Origin of the sequence: Microbacterium testaceum, assembly GCF_001476655.1 — a bacterium.
Taxonomy (GTDB): domain Bacteria; phylum Actinomycetota; class Actinomycetes; order Actinomycetales; family Microbacteriaceae; genus Microbacterium; species Microbacterium testaceum_C.
This window is the reverse complement of sequence record NZ_LDRT01000015.1, coordinates 37,051-51,505: the sequence shown is the minus strand read 5'-3', so window position 1 is coordinate 51,505 and position 14,455 is coordinate 37,051. Positions and strand designations below refer to the sequence as shown.

18 protein-coding genes and 1 tRNA gene are annotated in these 14,455 nt (G+C 71.0%); 8 read left to right on the top strand and 11 right to left on the bottom strand.

From position 1 onward, the window contains the following. Positions 1-215: 215 nt before the first annotated feature. The gene (locus NS220_RS03045; protein ID WP_058622632.1) at positions 216-1,274 is read right to left on the bottom strand and encodes an SseB family protein; all 1,059 of its coding nucleotides are present in this window, start codon (positions 1,272-1,274) and stop codon (positions 216-218) included. Positions 1,275-1,341: 67 nt separating this feature from the next. Then, positions 1,342-3,774 carry an ATP-dependent helicase gene (locus NS220_RS03040; RefSeq protein ID WP_058622631.1) on the bottom strand — a complete coding sequence of 811 codons (2,433 nt, stop codon included), beginning with the start codon at positions 3,772-3,774 and terminating at the stop codon, positions 1,342-1,344. Between the two features lie 79 nt (positions 3,775-3,853). Between NS220_RS03040 and NS220_RS03035 the strand changes: the two genes are divergently transcribed. Continuing rightward, positions 3,854-4,261 (top strand): YccF domain-containing protein, encoded by a 408-nt coding sequence (locus tag NS220_RS03035; protein ID WP_058622630.1) that lies wholly within the window; start codon positions 3,854-3,856, stop codon positions 4,259-4,261. On the opposite strand, the gene NS220_RS03030 is transcribed toward NS220_RS03035, so the two are convergent. Continuing rightward, positions 4,262-5,200, bottom strand: a complete 939-nt coding sequence (locus NS220_RS03030) for a hypothetical protein (RefSeq protein WP_058622629.1) — start codon at positions 5,198-5,200, stop codon at positions 4,262-4,264. 72 nt (positions 5,201-5,272) lie between these two features. Here NS220_RS03030 and NS220_RS03025 point away from each other — a divergent pair, with 72 nt between their 5' ends. The 3 genes from NS220_RS03025 to NS220_RS19585 all read left to right on the top strand — a co-directional run bounded on the left by NS220_RS03025 (position 5,273) and on the right by NS220_RS19585 (position 7,062). Further along, the gene (locus NS220_RS03025) at positions 5,273-6,178 is read left to right on the top strand and encodes a DMT family transporter (protein WP_058622628.1); all 906 of its coding nucleotides are present in this window, start codon (positions 5,273-5,275) and stop codon (positions 6,176-6,178) included. Then, entirely contained in the window at positions 6,159-6,950 is a 792-nt protein-coding gene (locus tag NS220_RS03020; RefSeq protein ID WP_081322952.1) for a GntR family transcriptional regulator, read from the top strand. Before NS220_RS03025 ends, NS220_RS03020 begins: the two co-directional genes overlap by 20 nt. A 36-nt stretch (positions 6,951-6,986) precedes the next feature. Beyond that, positions 6,987-7,062: transfer RNA gene (locus tag NS220_RS19585), tRNA-Met, on the top strand. A 182-nt stretch (positions 7,063-7,244) separates the two neighbouring features. On the opposite strand, the gene NS220_RS03015 is transcribed toward NS220_RS19585, so the two are convergent. Further along, positions 7,245-7,586: a metalloregulator ArsR/SmtB family transcription factor gene (locus tag NS220_RS03015; RefSeq protein ID WP_058622627.1), complete on the bottom strand. Its 342-nt coding sequence runs from the start codon at positions 7,584-7,586 to the stop codon at positions 7,245-7,247. Between the two features lie 65 nt (positions 7,587-7,651). Between NS220_RS03015 and NS220_RS03010 the strand changes: the two genes are divergently transcribed. Then, complete coding sequence (locus NS220_RS03010) at positions 7,652-8,557, top strand: SDR family oxidoreductase (RefSeq protein WP_058622626.1); 906 nt, start codon at positions 7,652-7,654, stop codon at positions 8,555-8,557. Positions 8,558-8,582: 25 nt separating this feature from the next. Further along, entirely contained in the window at positions 8,583-8,807 is a 225-nt protein-coding gene (locus NS220_RS03005) for an RNA-binding S4 domain-containing protein (protein ID WP_058622625.1), read from the top strand. A gap of 89 nt (positions 8,808-8,896) precedes the next feature. Here NS220_RS03005 and NS220_RS03000 read toward each other — a convergent pair whose 3' ends face one another. The 4 genes from NS220_RS03000 to ykgO are packed head-to-tail and all read right to left on the bottom strand — an operon-like array spanning position 8,897 to position 9,885. Further along, positions 8,897-9,193, bottom strand: coding sequence for a hypothetical protein (locus NS220_RS03000; RefSeq protein WP_058622624.1), 297 nt, complete (start codon positions 9,191-9,193; stop codon positions 8,897-8,899). After that, positions 9,190-9,498 (bottom strand): ArsR/SmtB family transcription factor, encoded by a 309-nt coding sequence (locus NS220_RS02995; protein WP_058622623.1) that lies wholly within the window; start codon positions 9,496-9,498, stop codon positions 9,190-9,192. The genes NS220_RS03000 and NS220_RS02995 overlap by 4 nt, the downstream gene beginning before the upstream one ends. Before the next feature lie 49 nt (positions 9,499-9,547). Then, on the bottom strand, positions 9,548-9,742 hold the full coding sequence (locus NS220_RS02990) for a hypothetical protein (protein ID WP_058622622.1): 195 nt from the start codon (positions 9,740-9,742) through the stop codon (positions 9,548-9,550). 20 nt (positions 9,743-9,762) lie between these two features. After that, positions 9,763-9,885, bottom strand: coding sequence for a type B 50S ribosomal protein L36 (ykgO, locus tag NS220_RS02985; RefSeq protein WP_058622621.1), 123 nt, complete (start codon positions 9,883-9,885; stop codon positions 9,763-9,765). Between the two features lie 79 nt (positions 9,886-9,964). Between ykgO and NS220_RS02980 the strand changes: the two genes are divergently transcribed. Both NS220_RS02980 and NS220_RS02975 read left to right on the top strand, forming a co-directional pair. Next, the gene (locus NS220_RS02980; protein ID WP_058622634.1) at positions 9,965-10,960 is read left to right on the top strand and encodes a GTP-binding protein; all 996 of its coding nucleotides are present in this window, start codon (positions 9,965-9,967) and stop codon (positions 10,958-10,960) included. 213 nt (positions 10,961-11,173) lie between these two features. Next, positions 11,174-11,359: a hypothetical protein gene (locus tag NS220_RS02975; RefSeq protein ID WP_058622620.1), complete on the top strand. Its 186-nt coding sequence runs from the start codon at positions 11,174-11,176 to the stop codon at positions 11,357-11,359. A gap of 35 nt (positions 11,360-11,394) precedes the next feature. On the opposite strand, the gene NS220_RS02970 is transcribed toward NS220_RS02975, so the two are convergent. From NS220_RS02970 to NS220_RS02960, 3 genes are read right to left on the bottom strand one after another with little or no spacing between them, the layout of a single operon-like run. Further along, positions 11,395-12,474 carry an ABC transporter permease gene (locus NS220_RS02970; protein ID WP_058622619.1) on the bottom strand — a complete coding sequence of 360 codons (1,080 nt, stop codon included), beginning with the start codon at positions 12,472-12,474 and terminating at the stop codon, positions 11,395-11,397. Continuing rightward, on the bottom strand, positions 12,471-13,427 hold the full coding sequence (locus NS220_RS02965; RefSeq protein ID WP_058622618.1) for an ABC transporter ATP-binding protein: 957 nt from the start codon (positions 13,425-13,427) through the stop codon (positions 12,471-12,473). The genes NS220_RS02970 and NS220_RS02965 overlap by 4 nt, the downstream gene beginning before the upstream one ends. A 48-nt stretch (positions 13,428-13,475) precedes the next feature. Then, on the bottom strand, positions 13,476-14,405 hold the full coding sequence (locus NS220_RS02960) for an NAD(P)/FAD-dependent oxidoreductase (RefSeq protein WP_058622617.1): 930 nt from the start codon (positions 14,403-14,405) through the stop codon (positions 13,476-13,478). Between the last annotated feature and the right edge of the window lie 50 nt (positions 14,406-14,455).

Below are 14,455 nucleotides of genomic sequence, written 5' to 3'. Positions count from 1 at the left end.
CGCCATCCGACCCCGCGGCAACCCGACCCCGCGGCACCCGCGCGCGCCAACCGCCCCCGCGGCAACCCGACCCCGCGGCATCCGCGCGCGGCCGAAACTCCTGCGGAATCGGCGATCCCCCGCCGCTCGGCCCCTGCCGGAGGGGCCGGGCACCGGGAATTCAGGAGTTTCGCCCGCGCACGCCGACCCATCGGCCCGGCGGGAGAACAGCGGGCTTACTCCGCGAGCGCGAGAACCGGCGCGAGCTCGGCGCGCGACAGACGAATCCACGGACCCGCCGGGTCGATGAGCAGCCCGGTGAGCTCCTCGTCGCTCGCGAGCGCCTTGGCGAGCTGCTCGACCTTGAGCGGCACAGGCTGGTCACCGCGGCCGAGGGCGAGCAGCTCGAGCGGGTGCGAGAACACCTCGAGGAAGCGCTCGCCCGTTGCGGAGCGCGATTCGGCCACACCGACCGGTCCGCCCTCTTCGGTCTGGTTCACGGCGATCCAGAGCGGCACGCCCTCGACGATCGCGGAGACGATCGTGGATGCCGTCTCCTCGGTGCGCTTCTCGCTCAAGGCCGTCTTCACGCGGAGCTCCTCATCCGCTTCCGAGACCATCCGCTCCAGCAGCGCTGTCGGCAGCACCGCGCGGGCGTCGTCGGACGCGGGGTCGAGGACGATTCCGGCGTACGGGCCGCCGAGGACGTGACGCAGGAGCGCCATGACCGGCTGCCCCATCGCGGAGGTGTCGCGGTCGCCGTCGAACTCGACGCTCTTGGCGAGGGCCTGACCGCTGCTGTAGGCGAGGACGAGCTGCTCGTCTCCGCGCGTGGCGATCGCGAGCGGGAGGTCCTTGCCCTCGGCGAGCAGCGCGCGGGCGTCTCCCTTGACGCGCAGGAAGACGTGTCCCTGCAGCAGCTGGCGGGCGACGTTCAGCAGCTGAGGGGTGTCGGGCTGGCCGGTGATCTCGGCGAGCGCCATCGCGAGCAGCGCGTTGTCGCGCAGCCCCGGGACCGATTCGAAGCCCTCGGGGGCTTCCATCGGTCCGGGCTGACGAGCCGACGGGCGCGCGGCGACCGGCGGCGCCGAGGAGGTCTCAGGGGCGGCGCCCACCCCACGGAACGACGAGGTCGAGATGGTGACGCTGGGGGTCGGTGCCGCGGCGGCGTCGCTGCCGGCGTCGGCGGAGTCGGGGGCGTCGCTCGGACCGGCCGGGTCGACGGGCTGCTCGCCCGGTTCGATCGTGGTGTCGGCGCGGTCGTCGGACTTGTTCCGGCGCGAGAAGAGAGCCATTGGGCCAGCCTAGCCGCGCGGCTTGTCGGCGGGTCACCGCCGGGTGAACTCGGAGGGGACGCCGCGTCTACAGCTTGGTGATCGGTGCGATCTTGATCAGCAGCTTCTTCGGGCCGACGGTGTCGAAGCGCACGTGCGCGACGCGCTTCGCTCCCTCGCCGGTCACGGCATCCACGCGTCCCTCACCGAAGTCGTCGTGGCGGATGCGATCGCCCGACGCGAGCTCCATGTCCCCGTTGTCGCGGACTTTCGCCGGAATCCGGTTCGGGAACTTGCTCGGGTCGGCTGGTGCGCGCTTGGGCAGTGGCACGAGTTCATCGCCGTAGCGACTCCCGCCGCCGGCCTGCCCCGGGCGTCGGCCGCGCGCGTTGAGGGCGCGCGACTGCGATCCGCCGCGGCCGTTGACGTCGCCCGGCGATTGGCGCCAATCGATGAGGTCGGCCGGAATCTCTTGCAGGAACCGGCTCGGCATCGCGACAGTGACCTCGCCGAACTGCGCGCGGGTCATCGCGAGGGACACGTGCAGACGCTTCCGGGCGCGCGTGATCCCGACGTAGAACAGCCGCCGCTCCTCTTGCGGTCCGCCGGGTTCGTTCGCCGAGATCCGGTGCGGGAGCAGGTCTTCCTCGACGCCGGTGAGGAACACCGCGTCGTACTCGAGGCCCTTCGCCGTGTGCAGGGTCATGAGCGAGACCGAGCCGGACGCGTCGTCGAGGTCGTCGGCATCCGCCACCAGGGTCACCTCGGTGAGGAAGTCGATGACCGTCCCCTCGGGGTTGTTCCGGGCGAACTCGCGGGTGACCGCGACGAGCTCGTCGAGGTTCTCGAGGCGCGCCTCGTCTTGCGGGTCTTTGCTCGCACGCAGAGCGTCGAAATAGCCGCTCTTGTTGAGCAGCAGCGTGAGCCCCTCGGTGACCGACGTGGAGGGGGCGAGTTCTCCGGATGCCGGGAGCATGATCGCCGTAGCCTCGGTGAGCACCGCGTCGAGCTGATCGATCGCCTTCTGCAGCTTCGGCCCGACGCCGATCTGGGCGGAATTGGCCAGGGCGTCTCGGAAGGTGATGTCGTGCTCGGCGGCGTAGCGCGCGATCGCCGTCTCGGTCACGTCGCCGATCCCGCGTCGCGGACGGTTCAGGATGCGGCGCACCGACATGCCGTCAGCCGGGTTGGCGACGGCGACGAGGTAGGCGAGCGCGTCCTTGATCTCGGCGCGCTCGTAGAACTTGGTGCCGCCCATGATCTTGTAGGGCACGGCCGAGCGGATGAAGATCTCTTCCAGCGCACGCGACTGCGAGTTGGTGCGGTAGAACACCGCGATGCCGGAGTAGTCGACACCCTTCTTGTGCAGGGCCTCGATCTCGTCGGCGACGAACTGTGCCTCGTCGTGCTGCGAGTAGCCGGTGAAGCCGATGATCGGGTCGCCCGCTCCGACGTCGGTCCAGAGCTTCTTGTCTTTGCGGTCGAAGTTGTTCGAGATGACCGCGTTGGCGGCCGAGAGGATGTTCTGCGTCGAGCGGTAGTTCTGCTCGAGCAGCACGACCTTCGCGCCCGGGTAGTCGCGCTCGAACTCGCTGATGTTGCGGATGTCGGCACCGCGGAACGCGTAGATCGACTGGTCGGAATCACCGACGACGGTGAGGGACGCCGCGTCTTCACCCGCCGGCTCGGCGTCGAAGATCATCATGCCGCCGGAGGAGAACGGCTCGGCGTCGGACCCCACGGGCCGCGTGAGCTCGTGGATCAGCGCGTACTGCGCGTGGTTGGTGTCTTGGTACTCGTCGACCAGGATGTGCCGGAAGCGCTTGCGGTAGCGATCGGCGACCTGCGGGAAGGCGCGGAACAGGTAGACCGTCTGCGCGATGAGGTCGTCGAAGTCGAAGGCGTTGGCCCGCTGCAGCTCGCGCTGGTACGACGAGAAGATCTCGACGAAGATGCGCTCGGCCGGGTCGCTCATATTCGCGGACCGCGCGTAGGACTCGGCGTCCGCCAGCTCGTTCTTCAGCTTCGAGATGCGGCTCTGCGTGCCGGCCGGGGTGAGGCCGAACGAGTCGCCCTCGTGCTCCTTCACGAGACGCTTGATGAGCGCCCGTGAGTCGCCGGAGTCGTAGATGGTGAAGGCCTTGGTGAAACCGAACTGCTCGGCCTCGCGACGGAGAATGCGCACGCACGCGGAGTGGAACGTCGAGATCCACATCCCGTCGGCCTTCTGACCGATGAGCTGGTGGACCCGCTCGCGCATCTCGCCCGCGGCTTTGTTGGTGAAGGTGATCGCGAGGATCTGGCTGGGATACGCCTCGCGTGTGCGCAGCAGCGAGGCGATCCGCCGGGTGAGGACGCTCGTCTTGCCCGAGCCGGCACCCGCCACGATGAGCAGCGCCTGCCCGCGATACGTCACGGCCTCGCGCTGGGGACCGTTGAGACCCTGGAGGAGGTCGGCGTCGGGGCGGGCATCCGACGGTGCGGGACCGCCGACGATCAGGGGCGTGGAGGCGTCGGTCATGGCGCGTCCAAGTCTAGGCGGGGGCTCCGACATCGGCCTCGCCCTCCCGGCATCCAGGACCGCCCGTCATGATGAACGCATGCGTCTGATCCTCAACATCCTGTGGCTCGTCCTCTCGGGCTTCTGGCTCTTCGTCAGCTACTTCTTCGCGGGGATCATCCTGTGCATCCTCATCGTGACGATCCCGTGGGGGATCGCCGCGTTCCGCATCGGCCTCTACGCCCTCTGGCCGTTCGGGCGCGAGATCGTGGCGAAGCCGACGGCGGGGGTCGGGTCGTTCCTGGGCAACGTCGTCTGGGTGATCCTCGCGGGGTGGTGGCTCGCCCTGGAGCACATCCTCACCGGGATCGCGCTGTGCATCACGATCATCGGCATCCCGCTCGGCATCGCCAACTTCAAGCTCGTGCCGGTGTCGCTCATGCCGCTCGGCAAAGAGGTCCGCGACATCCGCCGCGGCGGTCCGTTCGACCGCAACCTCGGGGGCTGACTAGCGGGAGGAGCGGTCGCGAGCGCGCTGAGGAAGAGCGAGCAGGAGGCCGGCGGCCGTCACGACCGCACCGATGACGACCGCCGCGACGACCGCTTCCGTCGGGATCTCGCCCTCGCGGGCACCGGTGAGCCGAGCGAGATCCCAGGGCAGCACGCCGATCTGCTCGTTCCACGAGCGCAGGGCGTCGCCCGTTCCCACGACGGCGATCGTCGCCGCGGGCAGGGCGTAGGCGATCCCCATTCCGGCCAGGGCGACACCGGTCGCGCGCCGTCGCCCGAGCTGCGGGCGCAGCGACCAGCCGGCCACGACGAACACCCAGGCGAGCAGCGCGAACGCGAGCGCCAGATAGAGAATGCGGACGAGGGGCATGGCCCACAGCGCGGGCCAGATCCCCTCGGGACCCGAGACCGCGATCACGGCGAGGGCGACGACGCAGCGCAGCACGAGCGCTCCCCCGACCGCGGCGATGATCGGCCACGGCGAGCGCCTTCCGAGCAGGAGTCGCACCACGATCGCGAAGAAGAGCCATCCGATCACCGCGAGGACCGCCCCCCACAGCCCGTCGCGGGGCGTCTGAACGACGCGGGTGGCGACCAGGACGCCCGCCGGCACGATGATCATGAGCCAGCGGTCGAGGGGCAGGAGGCCGAGGCTCGATTCCGCCGCCCGCCACGGCCGGGTCGAGGCGACCCAGCTCGCGCGTGCCGCGGCGGCGCCGGGTCGGCGCACGAGGCGTGTGCGTGCCGCGACCATTCCGACGATCAGCCAACCGGCGCCCAGCACCAAGAGGATGCGCGCCAGCCACTCGGTCGTGGGGTCGACCTCGATGGGCGTCCGGGCGAACGGGTCGACGAGCATGGCCAGGATTCCGCCGGACACGAGCAGTCCGACAGCGACGATCAGGGCCAGAATGCCTCGCCCCGCCGTCGTCGCCATGCACCTACGTTACACAGCGCTTCCTGGGCACCCGCTCCGCCGGGAGGGAGCAAATTGTGTAACAATCCATCCATGCTTCCCGCCCTCGCGATCCTCGCCGCGGCCCTGTGCTTCTCCACCACCGGGACCGCGCAGGCGCTCGCGGGTGTGGACGCCTCCCCCGTCGCGGTCGGGGCGGCGCGGATCGTCGTGGGCGGCGGCATCCTGGGTCTGCTCGCCCTCGCGCGACGCTCGCGCGAGCCCGCCCCCACCGGATCACGTCTCTCGACCGCTGCGCTGATCGCCGTCGGAGCGATCGGGGTCCTCTCCTACCAGCCCCTGTTCTTCCTCGGCACACGCGAGAACGGCGTCGCTATCGGCACGGTCGTCGCCCTCGGATCGGCACCCATCGCGACGGGGATTGCGGATGCCGTGCGCTCGCGCCGCCTCCCCTCCCCGCGCTGGACGCTCGCCACCGCCATCGCGCTGGCCGGCGTCGTGCTCGTGTCGGGGATGACGGGCGGCACCGTGGCGCTCGCGCCGGGCGGCCTGTTCGCCTCGGCCGGGGCGGGGATGTCGTACGCCCTCTATACGGTGTGCGCAAAGGCGCTCATCGAGAGGGGGTGGAACTCCACGCGCGTGATGGGGACGGTGTTCGGCGTCGCTGCCGTCGCGAGCCTGCCCGTTCTGCTGCTCGCCGGGGCCTCGTGGCTCGCAACCCCGAACGGCCTCGCGCTGGCGCTCTGGCTCGGCGTCGTCACGACGACGGTCGCCTACCTCCTGTTCGGATGGGGGCTCGCCCGCCTGACGGCCGTCACCGTCTCGACACTGACCCTCGCCGAGCCTCTCGCGGCGACCCTCCTCGGCCTGTTCGTGCTGCACGAGCACCTCACGCTCGTCAGCGCGATCGGCCTGACGCTCCTCGCGGTCGGTCTCGCCCTCGTCTCGATTCCCTCTCGTCGGCGTGAGGAGGTTCCGGATGCCACGACCCCCGCGTGACGAGACCCCCGACGCCGCGGCGGGTTCACGCGCCGACGCCACCCCCTCGGCACCGCGTTCGCGCGACGGAGCACCGCCCGCGAGCCCCGGGCGCGCGACGAGCGCCGCCCCGGGCCCCCGCGCGGCCGACCTCGTCGCGGACGCGGTGCGCGCCGGCATCCTCTCCGGCGAGCTCGCTCCCGGCACGCCCCTCCGCGAGGAGGAGCTGAGTGCGGCGCACGGCGTCTCGCGGCACACGGCGCGCACGGCGCTCACGCGCCTCGCTGCCGAACGCCTCGTCACCGCGGAGCCGTACCGCGGCGTCCGGGTCTCGCTGCTCGACGACGACGCGCTCGTCGCCCTGCAGCAACTGCGCTGCGCCCTCGAGACCGAAGCGGTGCGGATCGCGCGGGATCGCGGCATCCGTCCCGCCGATGTCGACGACGCCCTCGACGCCCTCGCCGCCGCCGAGGCATCCGGCGACTGGCCGGCCACGCTCGACGCGCATGCGCGCGTCCACTTCGCGCTGATCGACGCGGCGGGCAGCCCGCGGATCGCCGAGGAGTATCGGCGGCTCGACTCGGAGATGCACCTGCTGCTGACGCACGTGCGGCCGGCCTATGCCCCCGGGGCCCTGACCGCGGAGCACCGTGCGTACGTCGATCAGGCCTGGGCGGACCCGCAGCGGGCCGTGCGGGCGCATCTCGAGCACTCGACGCGGGCGATCCTGGAGGGCCGGCGCGCGTCTTCGCCACACGACGACACATCCGGTCACGATGCGCAACGCCCGTAGGAGTCGCGCCCATCCGTGGTTAGCGTGGGAACACATCGCGGCGATCCGGGCGGTCCCGGGCCTCGGCTCATAACCGAAGGCGTGGCGGGTTCGACTCCCGCCGTCGCGTCCACTTCTCCCCTCCGCCCGCGACTCCCGCGCGACGACCCGGCCTTCCGGCGCCCCCTCGCTCACCGAGTGTCCACAACACCCGGACGCCGTGGAAATTCACCCGGGTTTCGTGGCCACTCGACGCGGAGAACACCCCGGGACGGTGGGCGGAGCGACCGAGCGCGCGGGTGCGCGGCCCTCGCCTCAGGCCTCCGCCACCGTCTCCGCATCGCGCGACGACGTCCGGCGCTTGCGCACCTCACGCAGCACGATCTGTTCCGGGCACACCGTCGAGAGGAAGTCGGCGACCGACAGCGCGAGACGCTCCCCGACCAGCGAATACAGGATGCGATTGGCATCCCGTCGCTCCGAGATCAGGCCCGCCTGACGCAGGACGCCGAGGTGGCGCGAGATCGTGGGGCCGCTGGCGTCGAAACGCGCGGCGATCTCGCCCGCGGCCAGCTCGCCGTCCTTGAGGTCCTGCAGGATCTGCCGGCGAGTCGGGTGCGCCAGTGCGGCGAAGATGTCGGATGCCGCGTCGCTCATGATTCCAATGTAGCACCGAAGCTAAATTGCGTGTAGCTTGCTAGCTAAAGAGCAAAGGAGTGACGATGCGAGTAGCCATCACCGGTGGCACGGGGTTCGTCGGACGCCACCTGGCATCCCGCCTCGACCCCGCAGAGACCGTCGTGATCTCACGGCGGACGGGTGTGGACATCCACGACGTCGACGCGCTCACCGCGGCGTTCCGCGGCTGCGATGCCGTCGCCCACTGCGCGGGAATCAACCGCGAGATCGGCGACCAGACGTTCCGCCGCGTGCACGTCGAGGGCACACGCGCCGTCATCGAGGCGGCGCGGCGGGCGGGCGTGCAGCGCGTCGTGCTCTTGAGCTTCCTCCGCGCCCGGCCCGGCACCCGGTCGGGATATCACCAGACGAAGTGGGAGGCGGAGGAACTCGTCCGCGGCTCCGGCCTCGAGTACACCGTGCTCAAATCCGGCATGATCTACGGCCCCGGCGACCACATGGTCGATCACGTGAGCCGCGCCGTGCGCACCTTCCCGATCTTCGCCACCGTCGGCTTCCGAGAGCGTCGCGCGCGCCCCCTGCCGGTCGCGGACGCCGTCGACGTCCTGGTCGCCTCGCTGGAAGGGCGGATGCCGAACCAGACGGTCGCACTCATGGGTGCCGAGGAGCTCGAACTCGGTGCCGCCGTCCGTCGCATCGCACGTGTCGCCGGCGGACGCCCGCTGTACATCCCCGCACCCGTCTGGACCATTCGCGCTCTCGCCCAGGTGACGGAGTGGCTGATGGTCACCCCCCTCGTCGCCAAAGCGCAGGCGATGATGCTGTCCGAGGGCGTGACGGAAGCAGCCCCGCCGACCCCGGAGCCCCCGAAGGATCTCCGCCCGTCTCGTCCCTTCAGCGAGGACAGCATCCGCGAGGCGCTCCCCGACGGCGGCTTCGGATGGGACGATCTCCGCCTCGTGCGCCGTCTTCGGCGGCTACGCCGCTGAGCCGCACACCTGCCATGCTGAAAGCATGACCGCCCCCGCACCCCAGCACGTCTCGATCGGCAGCGAGAGCATCCGTCTCAGCCCCTTCCTGAAGTTCGCCGGCATCCTCGACTCCGGCGGAGACGCCAAGGAGGCGATCATCGACGGCTACGTGACGGTCAACGGCGAGGTCGAGCGGCGCCGCGGGCGACAGCTGCAGCTCGGCGACGTGGTCGGCTTCGAGGGCCGCGCGTTCCGCGTGCAGGCCTGACCGCGGCAACACCAAGGGCCCGCCTCCCTTGCGGGAAACGGGCCCTCTTCACGGCATCCCGCGCTCGTGACACGGGATGCCGTCACGACTCAGTGCTCGTCGTAGTGATCGGCGTGGGCAGCGTGACGGTGGCCGTCGTGCACGTAGTCCACGTGGTCGTCGTGCTGCACACTCTCGTGTCCGCAGTCGTCGCCGTGCGCGTGCTCGGCGGCGGTGTGCTCCGCCTGCGCCTCGTGCTCGTCGTAGTGGTCGCCGTGCAGCGCGTGGTGGTGGGTGCCGTGCACGTAGTCGACGTGGTCGCCGTGCTCGACGGCCTCATGACCGCAGTCGGCACCGTGCGCGTGCTCGTCGACGGTGTGCTCGGCGTGGGTTTCGGTGGTGCTCATTGTTCGCTCCCCTGGTGGTTCGGTTCCTGGACGTGGGCGATCGCATCGAGCACGACATGCGCGACATGCTCGTCGGCGAGGGCGTAACGGATCTCCTTGCCCTCGCGCTCCGAGGTCACCAGGCCCGCCTGGCGCAGAGTCCGCAGGTGTTGGGACACCAGCGGCTGCGACAGCCCGGCCTGGTCGGCGAGGGCGCCGACCGTGAGCGGCTCATGGCTCAGCAGCCACACGAGCGCCAGACGCGACTCGCTGCCGAGAACCTTGAACAACTCCGCGGCTTGGTCGAGTCCCGCGATCTTCTCCACGTGAAAGAGAACACCACATACATAAACGGATTGCAATGTGTTCACGCAATCAAGAACGGTTCTCGTTCCCGTTCTCGTCGGGGTCGCTGCGGCGCGGCGGCTCGAGCTTCATCCACCCGAACGTCGCGGCATCCTCGATCTCCTCCGCCTGCCGACGCCGAAGCACGCGACGGCCCCGCCACACCATGAGCCCCGCCAGCGCGAAGCCGATCGCGACACCGAGAACGAGACCCCACCACTCCACGCGGCGAGTCTACGAACGAGTCAGCCCTGACGCCCCTTGTAGCGGGGATTGAGCTTGTTGATCACGAAGATCTTTCCGCGCCGGCGCACCACCTGGGCGCCCGGCTGCTTCTTGAGGGACTTGATCGAGGCGCGGACTTTCATGGCATTCTCCTTGTTGATAAGCGTTCTCATTAACAAGGTAAGGTGTCGAAGGTTCCCTGACAAATGAGAGGTGGATGCCATGAGCCGAACGATCGCGATCATGGGCGTCTGCGCCCCCGAGCGACGGACCTACGCCGAACGCACGGCCGTAGCCCTGGCCCGCCCCCTGCACCTGCTCCGCCACAGCGACCTGCGCGCGGCGCACGCTCTTCCCCTTCCTCGCCCTCGAGCGGACGACGAGAACGCGGTGGTCGATCTCGGCACCGACGTCGACCTCATCCACGCGATCGCGGCCCGCGGCGGCCACGAGGTCGAGGCGGTCTGCGTGGTCGACGCGCGCCACATGATCGGCGATCTCCTCGACGACGCCCCGCTCGTGGCATCCGCCCGCCCCGGCGACACCCGCGGTGACGTCGGAGCCCGCGCGCGACAGGGTGCTCTCGCCCTCGAGCTCGCGACGCGCATCGTCTGGGTCAACTGGGACCAGGTGCCGACGTCCGCCCTCGCCGTCCAGATGGCGCTGGCCTCTCACCTCAATCCGGGTGCCGTGGTGCGCCTGTCACGCGACCCCCTCAGCGACCTCGCCTCCGGCGGCTCGAACCAGGGAGAGATCCTCGAGCGCGCCGGATGGGTCCACGCCCTCAACGAAGAGCACGACCCCTACATGCGCGACAACCGGGTCATGACGCTCCGGTACGACCAGGTTCGGCCGTTCCACCCCGGTCGCCTCTCCGCCGCCCTCGACCGACTCGACAACGGCGCGGCGGGACGCCTCGTCCGCTCGGCCGGATTCTGCCGCCTCGCCACCCGCCTGGGCATCCTGGCGCGGTGGGAGCACGTCGGCTCGGCCATGTGGATCGAGCCGATCGGCGCCGACGACGGGCGCATGGGACTCGGACAGGAGATCGCGTTCACCGGACTCGACCTCTCGGCCCCGCGCCTCGCGCACATCCTCGACGGCGCCGCCCTGACCGACGCCGAGTTCGCCGCCGGCCCCTCCGCGTGGGCGTCGTTTCCGGATCCGCTGCCGGCCTGGCCCGCGGTGGAGTCGTCGATCCCGGATGCCACCGACTGACGACACCCGCGCGGTCGACACCGCGGTGGTTTCGCGGCCCGCCGGCCGCTCCGGGTGCGTGGTGCGCGGAGGAGGTTCCGCGACGGGAGGACGTTTCCGCGCGCTTTTCGTCGTCCCCCGCCCGGATCCGCTCCCCACGCATCGCCCCTGGCACCTCAAGCCCTCCCGCGCAAGCCGGTCGACCGTGACTCGTCGAGGGCGGAGCGTAGACGCATGAGCACTCCTGAGATCCCCTCCCGCCACGCCGACGACGCCCACGCCGACTCGGCGGCCCCCACCGATGCCGTAACAGATGAGGTGCGGGAAGACGCCGCCGAGGCGGAAGAGCACGTCGACCTCGCGGACGACACCGGCGACGCCGTCGACCCGGGCTTCCCCGCCGCCGAGGGTCACGCCTGACGGCACCCACCGACCGGCCACGCGTGCCCGCGCGCTCAGGCGATGCGCGTCCCCGGCGGCAGCCGCTTCGCCGGGGTGCGCGTGCGAGCGATCCCCCAGGTCAGCAACCCCGCCGCGATGAGGACCTGCAGGAGCAGTCCGACGAACCAGCTGGGCACCGTGCCGTCGAGCTGGTCTTCCGGGGTCTCGTACGACGGCACGTCGGGAGCCGCGCACCCGTCGAACCGCGTCTCGGTCTCGGGAACCTTCTGCGCGAGGCGGACGCTGTAGGCGATCTGCGAGAAGAGGTCGCGCGGATACCCGTCGACGTAGGTCGGGGGCGTGGCATCCGCCAAGATCACGAACGGGTTCGCGGCGAGCACCCACCACACGCGATCGAAACGCGGCACCTCTGAGATGTACCGGTTCTCGACGCACGGGAGCTCCTCGTAGGACGGGCACCCGGTATCCCGGGGCCACACCCCGGGATCGCACCCCTCCGGTGCGGCGCTGAAGTCGACGTCGCGTGTGATCGACACCTGCTCGCTTCGGAGTGCGAGCCCCCCGAGCCCGAAGGCGATCAGCGTCCCGATCGACAGCGCCGCGATGACGAGGTACGTGCTCGCGACCGAGAAGATCGGGCGCGCGACGACGGCGCTGAAGCCCACACCGATCGCGGCGACGACCCCGACCTCGAGGACCAGGATGCCGAGAGAGGCGAGAATCACGCCCGGGTTCAGACCCCCGGCCGCCGTGGCGACGAGGAGGAACGGAGCCGCGACGACGAGGAACGCGAGTCCCGCGATCCACGCGGCGAGGAACTTCCCGATCACGATCTCGACCGTCGTCACGAGCGTCACCTGCACGGGAGCCAGGGTCGCGGCATCCCGATCCCCGTTCACCGCGCTCCCGCTGAGGGTCGGAGAGACCAACAGCACCAGCAGCAGCACGAGCATGATGACGAGGGAGAAGAACCACTCGTTGCCGCCACCGCCGAGCGCGAAGGATGCGAACGACAGGGCGAGAACGCCCACGAGGATGACGAAGAACACCCCGAGGAGCACATACCACCCGACCGAGCGCACGCGCTGACGCAGTTCGATGCCGATCACCGTTCCGAGACGACGCGGGTTCATGCGGGACTCCCCTCGGGGCCGGAGCCGACTCCCAGGTCGAGGAAGGCGTGTTCGAGGTCTCCCACCGCCGGGGCGAACTCGACGATCGGCAGGCCGGCCCCGATCAGCGCACGGAGCCCCGCGACGGCTCCGGCCTCGTCGGCGAACGGCACCAGCAGATCGCGGCGGTCGACGCCGATCTCGTCGGGGAGCCGGCCGAGCGCCGCCGCGACCTCGGCGCGATCGGTCCCCGCCCCGCGGGACGGATCGGCGAGCAGCCGCACCCGCCAGGACCGCGTGCGCGTTGCGGCCGCGGCGACGCGGTCGACCCCGACCGTGCGCCCGTTCATCATGAAAACCGCGTCGTCGACGACCTCTTCGAGCTCGGACAGCACGTGGCTGGAGATGAGGATCGTGCGCCCCTCGGCGGCCAGACGGCGAAGAAGCACCCGCAGCGCGATGCGCGCCTGCGGGTCGAGCCCGGAAGCCGGTTCGTCGAGCAGCAGCACCCACGGGTCGTGCACCAGAGCCCGCGCGAGTGCGAGACGCTGCTTCTGTCCGCGCGAGAGCACCCGCGCCGCGGACTTCGCGAGCGGGGTCAGATCGACGAGGTCGAGCAGCTCGTCGGCACGGGTACGAGCGTCCGCCCGCGGGAGGTCGTAGAGCTGCGCCGTCGCGACGAGGACCTCGCGCGCGCTGAGGCTCGGCCACGCGCCCAGCGAGTCCGGCATCCATCCCAGAAGGCGCCGCGCCCCCGCGGGGTCGGCGACGGGGTCGACACCGCCGATCCGCATCTCTCCCGCGTCGGGCCGCAGCAGCGACGCGAGCATGAGCATCACGGTCGTCTTGCCCGAGCCGTTGGGGCCGACCAGCCCGGTGACCCTGCCCGGTGCCGCCGCGAATGTCACGTCCGCGACCGCCTGAACGGCGCCGAACGAGCGCCGCACCCCTGTCGCGTCGATGCCCACATCCATGGCCCCACCCTAAGAGGGGCCTTCCGACATCGCCGCGAGATCGCGGAATCAGGATGCCGCGAGCACCCGTCCGAGCGCATCGCCCGACGCCCATGCGGTCCGCACCGCGGAGCTCTCTCCCCACGCGTCCCCGCAGGCGGACAGACCGGGCGACCGGAAGAAGGGCCGACCGGTGGTCTCGGTCGGGCGCGCGAACGTCCACCGGTGCGCGAACGTCGAGACGGGGTCCGCATCGATGCGCAGGAGACGACGCGTGGCGTCCACGATCGGCGGGATCGCCCCACCGGGGTCGCCGAGGTGCCGCCGCGCGCGGTCGGCGGTCGTGTGGACGACCAGCACCGGCGCTCCGTCGCCCCGCCGATCGCCGTCGTCGGCGATGAACGACACGTCGGGGTCGCCGTCGACGAAGGCCCCGTGCAGGTCGGCCGGCCACTGTCGTTCGTCCCACCGCAGCACGACCGCGATGACCGGCTCCCACTCGGCGCCCGAACCGAGACGGACATCGGTGAGACGCGCCGCCTGCGGCTCCGGCATCGCGAGCACGACCTCGCCCGACGGCTCCCCGCCGACGCGGTACGGCTCCACGCGCTCGACCGCTCGCTCGGACACCACGTCGAGCCCCTGCGCGAGGTCGAGGGCGAGCGAGCGGAGTCCGCGCGGAGCAGCCCAGCGCATCGGCCCCGGCTTCGGCGTCTGATTCCCGTCCGCGTCGATGACGACGAACGTGTCGGTCCAGGGGCGCGCGAGGTCCCGCTCCGCCCAGTCCGCGACGACGTGCGCGAACCGTTCCGCCTCGCCGACGACGAAATACGACGCCCCGAGGTCGACGGGGCGACCCTCGATCGTCCGGCTCGACAGACGCCCGCCCACACGCCGGCCGCGGTCGAGCACGCGCACCGTCTTCCCGGCATCGTGAACCGCCCGCGCGCACGCGAGGCCCGAGATCCCACCGCCGATGACCGTCACGTCCTGTGTCATCCCGCCATCCTCACGCGGCGCGCGGGACACCGGCGCGGGGTTGCGTCCAC

What these genes read in the sequence shown, in the direction of transcription:
- NS220_RS03020 (WP_081322952.1), top strand. Translation starts at nt 6,159, where the DNA reads ATGCCACGACCCCCGCGTGACGAGACCCCCGACGCCGCGGCGGGTTCA.
- NS220_RS02965 (WP_058622618.1), bottom strand. Translation starts at nt 13,427, where the DNA reads ATGGATGTGGGCATCGACGCGACAGGGGTGCGGCGCTCGTTCGGCGCC.
- NS220_RS02970 (WP_058622619.1), bottom strand. Translation starts at nt 12,474, where the DNA reads ATGAACCCGCGTCGTCTCGGAACGGTGATCGGCATCGAACTGCGTCAG.
- NS220_RS03035 (WP_058622630.1), top strand. Translation starts at nt 3,854, where the DNA reads ATGCGTCTGATCCTCAACATCCTGTGGCTCGTCCTCTCGGGCTTCTGG.
- NS220_RS03025 (WP_058622628.1), top strand. Translation starts at nt 5,273, where the DNA reads ATGCTTCCCGCCCTCGCGATCCTCGCCGCGGCCCTGTGCTTCTCCACC.
- NS220_RS02975 (WP_058622620.1), top strand. Translation starts at nt 11,174, where the DNA reads ATGAGCACTCCTGAGATCCCCTCCCGCCACGCCGACGACGCCCACGCC.
- NS220_RS03005 (WP_058622625.1), top strand. Translation starts at nt 8,583, where the DNA reads ATGACCGCCCCCGCACCCCAGCACGTCTCGATCGGCAGCGAGAGCATC.
- NS220_RS03045 (WP_058622632.1), bottom strand. Translation starts at nt 1,274, where the DNA reads ATGGCTCTCTTCTCGCGCCGGAACAAGTCCGACGACCGCGCCGACACC.
- ykgO (WP_058622621.1), bottom strand. Translation starts at nt 9,885, where the DNA reads ATGAAAGTCCGCGCCTCGATCAAGTCCCTCAAGAAGCAGCCGGGCGCC.
- NS220_RS03015 (WP_058622627.1), bottom strand. Translation starts at nt 7,586, where the DNA reads ATGAGCGACGCGGCATCCGACATCTTCGCCGCACTGGCGCACCCGACT.
- NS220_RS03010 (WP_058622626.1), top strand. Translation starts at nt 7,652, where the DNA reads ATGCGAGTAGCCATCACCGGTGGCACGGGGTTCGTCGGACGCCACCTG.
- NS220_RS03040 (WP_058622631.1), bottom strand. Translation starts at nt 3,774, where the DNA reads ATGACCGACGCCTCCACGCCCCTGATCGTCGGCGGTCCCGCACCGTCG.
- NS220_RS03030 (WP_058622629.1), bottom strand. Translation starts at nt 5,200, where the DNA reads ATGGCGACGACGGCGGGGCGAGGCATTCTGGCCCTGATCGTCGCTGTC.
- NS220_RS02960 (WP_058622617.1), bottom strand. Translation starts at nt 14,405, where the DNA reads ATGACACAGGACGTGACGGTCATCGGCGGTGGGATCTCGGGCCTCGCG.
- NS220_RS02980 (WP_058622634.1), top strand. Translation starts at nt 9,965, where the DNA reads ATGAGCCGAACGATCGCGATCATGGGCGTCTGCGCCCCCGAGCGACGG.
- NS220_RS03000 (WP_058622624.1), bottom strand. Translation starts at nt 9,193, where the DNA reads ATGAGCACCACCGAAACCCACGCCGAGCACACCGTCGACGAGCACGCG.